The 11,499-nt window shown below is 73.4% G+C and carries 8 protein-coding genes; all 8 read right to left on the bottom strand.

The features are described from left to right. Nucleotides 1-180: 180 nt before the first annotated feature. The 8 genes from ACXR8F_RS15755 to ACXR8F_RS15720 are packed head-to-tail and all read right to left on the bottom strand — an operon-like array spanning nt 181 to nt 11,497. On the bottom strand, nt 181-1,113 hold the full coding sequence (locus ACXR8F_RS15755) for an FHA domain-containing protein (protein ID WP_458801860.1): 933 nt from the start codon (nt 1,111-1,113) through the stop codon (nt 181-183). Continuing rightward, nucleotides 1,110-2,408 carry a VWA domain-containing protein gene (locus tag ACXR8F_RS15750; protein ID WP_458801858.1) on the bottom strand — a complete coding sequence of 433 codons (1,299 nt, stop codon included), beginning with the start codon at nt 2,406-2,408 and terminating at the stop codon, nt 1,110-1,112. Before ACXR8F_RS15750 ends, ACXR8F_RS15755 begins: the two co-directional genes overlap by 4 nt. Next, entirely contained in the window at nt 2,401-3,819 is a 1,419-nt protein-coding gene (locus ACXR8F_RS15745; RefSeq protein ID WP_458801856.1) for a PP2C family protein-serine/threonine phosphatase, read from the bottom strand. Before ACXR8F_RS15745 ends, ACXR8F_RS15750 begins: the two co-directional genes overlap by 8 nt. Then, nucleotides 3,816-6,317, bottom strand: coding sequence for a serine/threonine-protein kinase (locus tag ACXR8F_RS15740; RefSeq protein WP_458801854.1), 2,502 nt, complete (start codon nt 6,315-6,317; stop codon nt 3,816-3,818). The genes ACXR8F_RS15745 and ACXR8F_RS15740 overlap by 4 nt, the downstream gene beginning before the upstream one ends. Continuing rightward, nucleotides 6,314-7,573 carry a hypothetical protein gene (locus ACXR8F_RS15735; RefSeq protein WP_045190622.1) on the bottom strand — a complete coding sequence of 420 codons (1,260 nt, stop codon included), beginning with the start codon at nt 7,571-7,573 and terminating at the stop codon, nt 6,314-6,316. The genes ACXR8F_RS15740 and ACXR8F_RS15735 overlap by 4 nt, the downstream gene beginning before the upstream one ends. Then, the gene (locus ACXR8F_RS15730) at nt 7,570-8,565 is read right to left on the bottom strand and encodes a glutamate ABC transporter substrate-binding protein (protein ID WP_045190621.1); all 996 of its coding nucleotides are present in this window, start codon (nt 8,563-8,565) and stop codon (nt 7,570-7,572) included. The genes ACXR8F_RS15735 and ACXR8F_RS15730 overlap by 4 nt, the downstream gene beginning before the upstream one ends. Further along, nucleotides 8,562-9,893, bottom strand: a complete 1,332-nt coding sequence (locus tag ACXR8F_RS15725) for a hypothetical protein (RefSeq protein ID WP_458801851.1) — start codon at nt 9,891-9,893, stop codon at nt 8,562-8,564. The genes ACXR8F_RS15730 and ACXR8F_RS15725 overlap by 4 nt, the downstream gene beginning before the upstream one ends. After that, nucleotides 9,890-11,497, bottom strand: coding sequence for an AAA family ATPase (locus ACXR8F_RS15720; RefSeq protein ID WP_458801849.1), 1,608 nt, complete (start codon nt 11,495-11,497; stop codon nt 9,890-9,892). The genes ACXR8F_RS15725 and ACXR8F_RS15720 overlap by 4 nt, the downstream gene beginning before the upstream one ends. Between the last annotated feature and the right edge of the window lie 2 nt (nt 11,498-11,499).

The following is an 11,499-nucleotide window of genomic DNA, read 5'->3' as shown; positions in this document are numbered from 1 at the left end:
GCCTCCGAGATGAACCGACGACCCCGCAAACGCCACCAGTGGGCCACCCCGGCCGAAGTCCTCGACCGGCTACTCTCCGAGCACGACATCAACGGTGTTGCACCCACCGCCTGAATCCGCCCGTCGGCAACCGGGCACTCGACGGGGACCCGCGGTCGAGTGCTCAGTTCCTCTCGTCTTTCAGGCGTACGCCTCGACCTCGTCGGGAGTGGCCCGCCGGACGACGACGCGCGTCCACGCGCCGACGTAGAGGCGGTCGTCGTCGTCGAGCTCGGTCTTGGGCCCGACGGAGATCGCGCGGTCGGGCAGAGGGCCGGAGGCGGGCCCGACGAAGGTGCCGTTGGAGCTGCCGAGGTCCTCGACGAACCAGCGCGACCCGTCGGTCGTCAGCTGCGCGTGCCGCCGGCTCACGCCCGGGTCTGAGGAGAGGTCGATCTCTGGGTGGGTGTTGCGGCTCGTGGAGACCCGGCCGAGCAGCACGCTGCGGTGACGCAGCGGCATGATCGTCGGCAGGCCGGGCGACGGGCACGGGTCGTCGGCCTCCTGCGTCTGGTACCAGTCGGGGTCGACCCACACCTCGGCGAGCCACTCGAACGCGGCCCCGCCGGCGCCGGCCTCGGCCGAGGATCCTTCGGCCCCAGCGGTGCCCGCCGCAGACGCGGCGGCACTCGCACGGGCTGCGGCGGCTCCTTCGAGGGTGACCGGCTCGTTGTCGGGCTGGGTGTCGTCGAGGTCGCCCGGCCCGGCGGCGGGGTCGCGCGGCATCGCGCCGGTCGTGAAGTCGTAGCCGCAGGCCTCGCAGAAGAGGGCACCGTCGGGGTTCTCCGTGGCGCAGTTCGGGCACTCGAGCGACGTCGGCGCGGCCGGGGCCGACGCGGTCTCGGCCGGCGCGGTCTCGGCCGGGGCACCCGCTGAGCCGGACGGCATACCTGCTGGGTCGAGGTCGAGCGACGAGCGCGACCCACCCGCGCCGGCGGCTGCAACGGACCCGGAGGCGGCCGGATAGCCGCCCGCGCCGGCGGCGGGCTGGGCGCTCACGTCGATGGGGGAACCGCAGGTGTCGCAGTAGTCCTCGGCCTCGGAGGTGTGCCCGTTGGGGCAGACCGCGCTCACCGGCGCACCCGGCTCGTCTTCGTCGAGGCCGTGTCGAGCGACATCTCGTCGATCTTCGACGCCCCCTTCTTCAGCCGCACCGTGCCGGTGTCGGCGTCGTCGATGTCGACGACCTTGCGCAGGCGCGAGGTCATCTCGTCGTTGCCGGTCATCCCGGCCAGCTGCACCGCACGCCCGAGCTTCGAGGTGGCAACGTCGTCCTGGCCGGCGGCCTTCGCGGCCAGCCCCTCCTGGATCACCGTGGCGAGCTCGGCCTGGCCGGTGTAGGCGGCGACCGCCGGGTCGATGCGCGTCGTCAGCGAGTCGTCGTTGCTCCACTTGGCCTTGACGAGAGCCTGCGCGACGGGGTCGCCGCCGAGGGAGAACTGCACCCGGGCCGCGAGCTGCTCCTGGCCGAGCGTGCGCGCCGGCAGGCGCACGGCGACGTGGTAGTCGCGGCTCTCGTCGGACCATGCGCCGGTCGGGTAGGCGCCGGTGAGCGGGTTGACGACGGTGCGCCGCGAGGTGAGGTCCTCGAGGGTCGGAGACACCTGCTTGACGAAGAGCAGCTCGGCGCCCTGCGGCACCCACACCCGCAGCTCGGAGCTGGCGATGCCGCGCGACATCGAGGCGCGCATCATCGACCGGAACTCGGCGGCCATCTCCTCGGGCGCCGGGATGAGGTCGACCGTGCCGAGAAGGGCCGAGGCGATGCCGCGCACCTCGTCGACACGCCACTGGTCGCCCACGCCGCGGCAGTCGCACTGGAAGGCCCCGACGCAGCTGCGGACCGCGGCCTGCAGCGACGCCGGCGTCTCGCCCTCGTTGACGCCGTCGGTGAGCAGGATCGCGTGGCGCTTGGTCACGTGCGGGACGGTCTCGAAGATCTGCCGCGCGAGCGTGAGCCACGTGCCCATCGCCGTGCCGCCGTTGGCGCGCAGCCCCTCGATGGCCCGGTTGGCCTCGCCGCGCGTGTGCGACGACATCGGCACGAGCGCGCCCTGGTGGCTGTAGGGGTAGATGATCTGGGCGGTGCCGTTGCCCGACACGATCGAGAAGAGCGTGCCGTCGACGATCTCGGCGAGGGCGGCCTTGGCGGCCTCACCGGCGGCCGCGACCCCGCGCCGGCCCATCGAGCCCGACGTGTCGATGAGGATCACCTCGGCCGCCGAGCCGGGGTCGGCCAGACCGACCGCGCCGACGCCGGACGCACCCGCGGAGGCGCCGGTCGAGGTCACGCGGACGATGGCGTGCACGTCGGTGCCGCCGTCGGGCAGGAACTCGTTCTGGAACACCTCTGCCGTGAAGTCAGCCATCGATCGGGTCCCCTTCCATCGGCGCCGCGGCAGCGGTCGCCTCGCTCGTGGTCGATCCTCGCCCAGCCAGTCTGGCGAGGGCAACCGTGATGTTGTCGCGTCCACCCTGCTCGTTCGCGAAGTCGACGAGTGCCTGGGCCAGCGCCGTCGGGGTGGGAGTGGCGGTGGTGCCGGCGGCCGTGCTGGCGTTGATGGCCCTCGTGGCCGGGTCCCCGGCACCCGACTTGTGGGCGGCAGGCTCGTCGGCACCCGACTCGTGGGCACCGGACTGCTGCAGGCGCGCGGCCGCCTCGCGCAGCAGCGTGCGCAGGTCCTCGGCCTCGGAGCAGTAGTTCCACAGCCCGTCGGAACACACCATGAGCCACCCCGGCGTGGCCTGCAGCGTCGTCAGGTGCGGGGTGAGGTCGTCGGGAGCGTCCTTGCCGAGCCAGCGCGTGATCGAGTGCGCGTGCGGGCCGTTCTCCGCCTCGACCCGGGGCACGCCCGCCACCATCTGCTCCTGGGCGAACGAGTCGTCGCGGCCGAGCTGCAATGCGGGCTGCTCCGACGCGTCGGGCAGCCAGTAGACGCGGCTGTCGCCGACGTTGCCGGCGACGACGACGTCGTCCTCGACGACGGCGGCGGCGATCGTGCACGACGGGGGGTTGGGCACGTCTTCGTGGACGCACTCGGCGACGGCCTCGTTGGCGCTCGCGACGGCGACGGTGAGGGCGCGGCCCGCGGCAGCGGCCCACGCGCCCGGGGTGCCCACTCCCTTCGGGAAGGGCTGGTCGAGCACCGATCTCGCCGCCTTGGCGGCCGCGAGCGAGGCGATGTGCGAGTCCGTCGCCATCGAGACGCCGTCGCAGACCACGAGCACGGCCCGGGAGCCGGGTGCGTCGGTAGCGCTGAGCGACATGGCGTCCTCGTTGCGGGCGTGGCGCCGACCGATGTCGCACACCCCACCGACCCAGGGCGCGGGCGCCTCGGCGAAGTGGTCGCGCGGGTCGGGCGGTGGGGATCCGCACTGGTCGCAGTAGCCGTCGACGATGTGGCCCTGGCCGCACACGCGACAGAGCAGGTCGTCGTCGGCCGGAGCGGGCGGCACGACGGCCGACGGCACGGCGCCGGTCCAGCCGACGTCGAGCGGCGACTCCTCGCCCGCCGGGGCGGTCTGCGGCGTCGCCGACGCGAGCAGCGTGCCGTCGGAGACGGCGGTGCCGTCAGCGGCAGCCCCGCCGGCAAGGTCGCCGGCGGTGCCTCCCGGGAAGGCGGGAGCGTTGAGGACGACCAGGTCGGCGCCGCACGCCTCGCAGAAGCTCGACTCGGCCGGGTTGGCGGTGCCGCACGCGCGGCAGGTGCGGGAGGGCGCCTGCGTGGCCGGGGCCGTCGCCTCGGGCTGGGGGGATCCCGTCGTCGGGGTGTCGGTCACCAGAGGCTCCAGGGTCGGATGGCGTTCGCCTCGTCGACGAGGGGCACGCGCTCGGAAAGGTCGGGGGTGCGCTTGGCCAGCTCGCGCAGGGCGTCCTCGAGCCCGAGTCGCAGGCCGTGCGGGGTGCCCTTGTGGGTGCCGAGGCGGATGTCGGCCTTGTTGCCGGTCTTCTCCACCGTCTCGAGCGCCTCACGGTAGATGAGCGTCGTGAGCTCGGCCCGCCGCCGCGCCGAGAGCGAGGTGTCGTCGAGCGTGCGCAGCGCCTCGGCCAGGTCGGGGAGCCCGCGGTTGGCCTTGGTGAGCAGCTCGGCGAGGCCCGCTCGCGCCGTGCGGTAGGCGCTCGACTGCGGGGGCACGAGCCGGTACGCCGACACGGCGCCGTCGACGTCGGAGCGGGCCGCGCGGATGCGGGCGAGCCCGAAGGCGGCCATCGGCACGTAGGTCGCGTCGGTGCGGGCGCAGGCGACGTAGAGGTTCTCGGCGACGGCGTCGTCGCCGGCCTGCTCGCACGCCTGGGCGAGCGCGAGCTTGGGGGCGAGCTCGCCGGGCACCTGCCCGTAGACGGCGTTGAAGGCCGCCTGCGCCGCGCGGGCGTCGCCACGCTCGAGGGCGGCGAGGCCCTGGATCCAGACGGCGCGCCACTCCCACGGGTCGGCGGTGAGCAGCTCGCCCGCGGTGGCCTCGGCGACGTCGCGCTTGCCCGCCTCGAGGGCGGTGCGGCCGCGCTCGAGCAACACCTCGGTCGAGCTCTTCGGCGGGTTCATGAGCCGGTCGAGGCGCTCGGTCGGCGTGCCGTTGACGGTCTGCAGCCAGCCCACGAGCGCGTCGTGCGGGTCGCGGCGCAGGGCCGGGAGGTTGCGCCAGTCGTCGGGCTCGACGCCGGGCGTCGGCACGTCGAAGAGCAGCGAGCTGACCGTGGTGGAGGCCGCGCCCGACCCGCGGTCGAGCGCCACGACCTCGCGCAGCACACCGACCATCTGAGACCGCAGCTCGTCGGCGGAGACGAAGCGGTCGTCGCGGTTCGGTGCGCAGGCCTTGGCGACGAGCCGGTAGAAGGAGTCGTAGCGCTGGAAGACCGGCACGGTGTCCTGCGCGGGCAGCGTGTTGAGGTAGGTCGTCTGGTAGCCCCGGAACTCCATCGTCAGCACGACGAGCGTGCGGCCGATCGTGTAGATGTCGGACGCGACCGAGACCCCGAGCTCGGCGACCTCAGGGGCCTGGTAGCCGACGGTGCCGAAGATCGCGGAGTCCTCGTCGTCGGCCCGGCGCACGCCGCCGAGGTCGATGAGCTTCACCTCGTCGCCGACCTGGATGATGTTGTCGGGCTTGAAGTCGCAGTAGACGAGCCCGAGGTCGTGGAGGTACTGGAACGCCGGGAGGATCTCGAGCAGGTAGGCGAGGGCCTGGTCGACGGGCAGCGGGTCGTACCTGCCGGCGGCCTGCAGCCGCTGCTTGAGGATCGACTTGAGCGACGTGCCACCGACGTACTCCATGACGATGTAGCCGGCGTCGTCGTGGGTGACGAAGTTGTAGATCTCGACGATGCTCGGGTGCGACACCTGGGCGAGGAACCGCTGCTCGGCGATCGCCGCGGCGAGCGCGTCGGGGTCGGCCGAGTTGAGCAGGCCCTTGAGCACGACCCACCGGTCGGACACGTTCTTGTCACGCGCGAGGTAGATCCAGCCGAGACCGCCGTGGGCGAGGCAGCCCGCCACTTCGTACTGCCCGGCGACGAGGTCACCGGCCTTGAGCTTCGGGTCGAACGAGAACGGGTGGCGGCACTTGGCGCAGAAACCGGTCGTGCGACCGGGCTTGCCGTCGCGGCCGCGGCCGACGGGCTCGCCGCACTTGGGGCAGAAGCGCTTGTTCTCGGGGACGGTGGGGTCCTTGAGGAGGGCCTTCCCGGCGTCGATCTCGGGCGCTGGGCGGACGGTCGTGATGCCGCCGCCGAGTCGCGCCGAGCGCAGTCGCTGCGAACCACTGGTGCGACGCGTCGCGACCGAACCGGACTCGCGGGCGCGCTTGGAGCCCAGGGCTGCCGAGGCGAGGTTGCTCGACGCCGCCGAGCGGGTGGACATCTCGGGCCCGACCCCGGCGGTCCCGTTGCCGCTGCCGTTGCTGCCGCCACCGTTGGTCCCGCCGGGCTCGGGGGTCGGAGGACCGGCATACGCCGCGACGCCCTGCTGGTCGGCCGGGGTGCCGCAGACGTTGCAGTAGCCGGCCTCGATGGTCCCCGAGCAGCCCGGCTGCTGGCACGCGCCGCCCTCGGGGATGCCGGGGCCGCCGGGGAGGGAGCTGGACGGGGCCGGGGGGACGGGCAGCGACGCCCCGCCCGTGCCGGCCGAGCCAGTCGCCCCTCCGGTGGGTGCGGTGGCACTGCTTGCCGCGCTGCTCGAGGCGGCGGCGAGGGGCGCCGGAGTCGAGCCGGCGGCCATGCCGCAGACGTCGCAGTAGCCGTCGACGACGGTGCCGGAGCAGCCGGGCTGGGTGCACTTCATGGGCGAGGCCTCTGCGTTCGGGGTGCGGACGGGCGGGCGGCGGGTCGGGTCGTCGACCTGCTGCCGGGTCGGGTCACGGCTCTCGTCGCGGCGTCGACGTACGCCTGGTAGGCCGCCGCGAGCGCACGCGCGCGCCCGAGGGGGAGCGGCTTCGTCGCGAGCGTCTCGTCGAGGCGGGCGCGCAGGTCGGCGACGTCGGCCTGCACCTCCGGTCCGAGCGTCGCGGCTGCGGCCGCGGCCATGGCACCGACGGCGCCGGCGAGACCGACGACCTCGTCGCGCTCGGCGAGCCCGGCGGCATACCTCTCGTGGGCGAGGTCGAGCGCCCGCGACACCCGCTCGAGCTTGTCGCGGTAGGCCGCGAGCTCGGCCGCCGCCTGCGGCACGGGCCCCAGCGCGCGCACGTTGGGGATGGCCAGGTGCGGCGCGGGGGTGATGGCCTCGAGGCACGCCCGCTCGAGGGCGCGGATCGCCGCGGCTCGGGCGTCGAGCTCCTCGACCTGCTGCTGCGTGCGCACCCGGCTGCGGGCGGCGGAGGCCCGCTCGGCCGCGGCGACGATGAGGTCGCGCTCGAGGGTGGCGACCTCGATCTCGAGCGGCCCGATGATGCCCCCGACGTCGGCGCCGCGGCGGGCTCGATCGACGAGGTCGTCCATGCGTCGGTCGAGCCGGGCGAGCTTCTCGCTCGCGTCGTCTCGCTGCGATCCCGCCGGCACGAGCGGGATCTGGTCGCGCGTGCGCTCGATCCCCGCGCGCACCAGAGTGATCCGCTGGGTCGCCTCGGCGGCTCCGGGAGCCAGCGACGCGCGGGCCTGGAGGGTGCGGGTGAGCGAGTCGAGCAGCCGGCACGCCTCGGGCAGGCTCACGGCGAGCGACCCGCTCGAGGGCAGCGACAGGTGCTCGGTCGTGTTGGAGTCGAGACGTCCGTGGATGAGCGTGGAGAGCCGCTCGGCCTCGACCGGCCCGACACGACCGCCGTCGAAGGTCGTCTCGAGCAGGGTGAGCCGGTCGCTGACGGCCTTCCAGAAGGTGAGGGCCACGGTGAGGTCGTTGGTGATGGCGACCTGCTCGGCCTGCGAGAGCTTGAGCACGGCGCGGTCGACCTCGCCGAGGTCGGCGCGGCGCTGGGCCACCCACTCGCGCAGGGCGCCCAGGTAGGTCTGGGCCTCGGGCGCCTGGACGGGCACGCCGAGCCGCCCGGGCGCCGCGGGCGCGACGACACCGGGGTCGGGATGCTGCTGGGGCACTGCCGTCATCGCCCGTAGACCGGGGTCGGGGGTGCGGGCGCCGGGCCGAGCGGGGCGGCCAACCAGCGGTTGTAGATCGCCTTCCACTCGCCGTCGGCCTCGAGGTCGGCGATGACCCGGTTGACGTAGCGCGCCAGGTACGTGTCGGCCTTGTTGAACCCGAGGCCGTACGGCTCGGCCGTGATGGCCTTGGCCTTCGTGATGACGGTGTTGGGGTCCTGGGCGGCCAGGCCCGCCAGCACGGTGTCGTCGCCGGTGATGGCGTCGGCCTTGCCCTGCTGGAACAGCACGAGGCAGCCCGTGTGGTTCGGCGCCGTGACGACCTCGGGGCCGCCGCTGCTCTGCGCGGCGACCTGCTGGAGCTTGGTCAGGGACGTCGTGCCGGTGGGCGCGCACACCTTCTTGCCCTTGAGGTCGGCCAGCCCGAGGTTCGCCGCGTTGGGGAGGTTCTTGCCGACGAGGACCTTCTGGCCGGAACGGTAGTACTCCGCGGAGAAGGCGATGTCGTTCCACCGGGCGCAGGTCATCGACATGTTTCGGGCGACCATGTCGACCTGCTTCGACTGCAGCAGCGGCAACCGTTCGGCGGCCGTGATGACGCGGAACTGCACCTTGCTCGGGTCGCCGAAGATCGCCTTCGCGACTGCCTTCGACATGTCGATGTCGAAGCCCTCGAGCGAGCTCGTGAACGGGTCGCGGGCGCCGAAGAGGTAGGTGTCGGCCGAGACCCCGACGGTGAGGTAGCCCTTGGTGTAGAGGTCGCGCATCTTCTGGTCCGTGATCTCGGCGCGACTCGGCAGGCTCGGCAGCGGGTCGTAGGACTGGGTCGCGTTCGAGCAGGTCGGGGCGCTCGTCGCCGGCGCGGCCGTGGTCGGCTTCGCCGCCACCGGGGCCGGGAGCGGGGTCTCCGCGTAGGTGACGCCCGAGCAGCCGGCGAGGGCGGCGATGCCCACGACGGTCGCCAGGGCGCCGGTGCGACGGCGCCAGCCCTGCGTGCTCATCGGTACTCCTCGATCCGCTGGCCGACTCCCCGCACGATGAGCCACGACGCGACGAGCGCGGCGAGGGCGACGAGGACGGCGTAGAGGGGGGCGCTGCCGCCGAGGCCCTGCAGCGTGCTGACGGTGGCCTTCGCAGCCGTGTCTCGGGCCTGGGCGACGCGCTGGTCGAACTCGTCGAACGTGCCGGCGGCCCCGGCGGCGGTGGTGTTGGTCGAGGCCTTCACGGCGTCGTCCCACCGACCACCGTCGTCGAGCTTGCGCACCTGCTCGTGGGCGACGACGTAGGCGGCCCACAGGCCTCTCAGCCCGGCCCCGTCGCGTATGCCGTCCAGACCCTTCTCGACGGCGTCGCGGTCGGCCTTCCACGAGGCCTCGTTCGAGGCGCCCGAGCCGCGGCGGATGAGCGTCAGGCTCTCGTTGGACCGTGCGTCGTTGGCGGCGGTCGTGACGTTCGCGAGCGAGACGGCCTGCTGGAAGTTCCCTCGCGAGACATCCGCCGTCGCGGTGCCGATGCCGCTGATCTGCGTCGCCGCGACGAAGAGCGCGACGAGCAGCAGGACGATGGCGCCGCTCAGCGAGCGGTTGAGGTAGCGGTGCGTGCGGCGGGCGAGCCACACGGCGAGGGCGACGAGCCCGATGACCGAGACGACGCCGACGAGCAGCTGCAGGCTCGAGTTGCTGCGCTCGAACTCCTTGCGGGAACGGTCCTCGTTGGCCTTGACGATCTGCGTGACGATCGGGATCGCGTCGGCCCGCAGCCCGGCGCTGGCCTGCGTGAGGTACTGGGCGCCCACGGGCAGCCCGAGGCGGTTGTTGGAGCGGGCCTGCTCGACGAGGGCGGCATACGCCTGGACCTTGACGGAGAGGGCACCGAGGGCGTTGCCGTCGGCCGGCTGGGCGGCGGCGGCCTTCGCGAGGCTGGTGGCCACGCGCGAGAGGGCCTGCTCGTACCTCAGCCGCGAGTCGGCGGACTCGAGGCCGCCGACGAGGAAGGCGTTGGTGGCGACGGCGTCGGCGCGGAGCAGGTCGACGTGGATCGACTGGACGCGGACGACCTGCTCGGTGTTGTTGGCCGCCCGCTCGACCGCGGCCTGCGAGGCGAGCAGGGCGTTCGCGCTGATCGCGCCGAGGAGGACGGCGGCCAGGACGCCGAGGAGCCCGAAGAGCCGCATCCGTCCGGGGGTGCCGTGCAGCAGGCGGCTCGCGAGCGACCGGGCACTGGGCAGGCTGCCGGCGATCGTGCGGGGCTGCGGCTGCTGGCCGCCGGACGTGCCGGACGCCGCTCCGGCCGTGACAGCGACGGGGATGTTCGTCGTCGGTGCGCTCATGCGGTGTCCTCGTCGCTGTGGTGGTGCTCGTCGTCCGAGGCTGCCTCATCGACGGCCGCGGGACCATCAGGGTCCTCCCTGACCGGCACCGGGTCGGTCCCCGAGCTCTCGGGCTGCCCGTCGGGCTGCCCGTCGGGCTGCTCGTCGGGCTGCTCGTCGGGTTCGTCGTCCGGCTGGTCGGTGAAGTCGCCTGCGGTGAGTAGACGCAGGTCGTCGCGCGTCGGCTCCGTCGCGTCCTTGAGTCGCCAGGCGTGGCGGCCGACGGCGTGCTCGAAGAGGTTGCGCGAGAAGCGGCCGTTCCCGAAGGCCGGCGTGCGCGGGGACGCCTGGAAGATGTGGCGGACACGCTCGTGAGCGTCGTCGGTCAGCTCGTAGTCGCTGCCCCCGGCGATGGAATCGAGGATCGCGAGCAGCTCGTCGTCGGAGTAGTCGTCGAACTCGATCGTCGTCGTGAAGCGGCTCGCGAGCCCGGGGTTCTGGGCGATGAAGCCGACCATCGGGTCGGGGTAGCCGGCGACGATGACGACGAGGTCCTCGCGGTGGTCCTCCATCTCCTTGACGAGGGTGTTGACCGCCTCCTGGGCGTACTGGTCACCGGTGAGGGCGTACGCCTCGTCGATGAAGAGCACGCCGCCGACGGCCTTGGCGCACACCTCCGCGGTCTTGAGCGCGGTCTGGCCGACGTAGCCGGCGACGAGCTCGCTGCGGTCGACCTCGACGAGCTGGCCCTTCGGCAACAGCCCCAGCGCCTTGTAGATGGCGCCGACGAGGCGGGCCACCGTGGTCTTCCCAGTGCCGGGGTTGCCGACGAAGATGAGGTGGCGACTCATCTTCGGGGCCTTGAGGCCGGCCTCGGTGCGCATCTTCTCGACGGTGAGCAGGGCCACCTGGCGGTGGATCTCCTTCTTGACCCGCTCGAGCCCGATCATCGCGTCGAGCTCGGCGAGCAGCTCCTCGACCGACTTCTCGGGCTCGGCCGGCTGCTCCGGCTCGGGCTCGGGCGTCGCGGGCTGCGCCTCGGCCACGGTGCCGTCAGCCGGGTTCCCCTGTGCGGCAGACGGGTCCATCGGGCCGGGAACGGGGGGTCGCATCGTGTCGGGCGAGCCGAGTCCGAAGCCGGGCACCCCGGAAAGGCTGGGTATGCCGGCTCGCTCGGCACCGGGGAACGCCGGGACCCCGTGCGTCGGCACCCGTGCGGCAGCGAGGTAGGCGCCCGACGCGGCCGACGCGTTCGCGATGACCCAGATCGGGGCGGTGCCGAGCATGACGGCCGACGACGCGACCTCGGTCAGCGCCTCGGCGTACTCGTCGGCGAGGTCGTGGCGGGAGGCGACGAGCGTGTCGAGCAGGTCGGTGGGTGCGGCGCGCCACCGGCGTCCGCGCGAGGCGGCGTCGAAGAAGACCTCGTTGACGCGGGCGAGGTCGGTGAGACCCGGGTGGGCGACCTCGGCCCACGCGGTGGCGGCACCGGGCACCGCCTCGGCGAGGGCGGCCGCCACCCGGAGCCCCTCGTCGCGGGCGGCGGCAGGGTCGAGCCCGGCCTCGGCCGCGACGTCTGTCAGCTGCTGCAGGCTCTCGGCGAGACGGGACTCGTCAGTACTCATGA

The sequence above is a fragment of the Terrabacter sp. AAH1 genome (assembly GCF_054456855.1).
The sequence above is the reverse complement of the archived record's forward strand: the minus strand, read 5'-3'. Positions and strand labels throughout refer to the sequence as shown.

What these genes read in the sequence shown, in the direction of transcription:
- ACXR8F_RS15750 (WP_458801858.1), bottom strand. Translation starts at nt 2,408, where the DNA reads ATGGCTGACTTCACGGCAGAGGTGTTCCAGAACGAGTTCCTGCCCGAC.
- ACXR8F_RS15740 (WP_458801854.1), bottom strand. Translation starts at nt 6,317, where the DNA reads ATGAAGTGCACCCAGCCCGGCTGCTCCGGCACCGTCGTCGACGGCTAC.
- ACXR8F_RS15735 (WP_045190622.1), bottom strand. Translation starts at nt 7,573, where the DNA reads ATGACGGCAGTGCCCCAGCAGCATCCCGACCCCGGTGTCGTCGCGCCC.
- ACXR8F_RS15730 (WP_045190621.1), bottom strand. Translation starts at nt 8,565, where the DNA reads ATGAGCACGCAGGGCTGGCGCCGTCGCACCGGCGCCCTGGCGACCGTC.
- ACXR8F_RS15725 (WP_458801851.1), bottom strand. Translation starts at nt 9,893, where the DNA reads ATGAGCGCACCGACGACGAACATCCCCGTCGCTGTCACGGCCGGAGCG.
- ACXR8F_RS15720 (WP_458801849.1), bottom strand. Translation starts at nt 11,497, where the DNA reads ATGAGTACTGACGAGTCCCGTCTCGCCGAGAGCCTGCAGCAGCTGACA.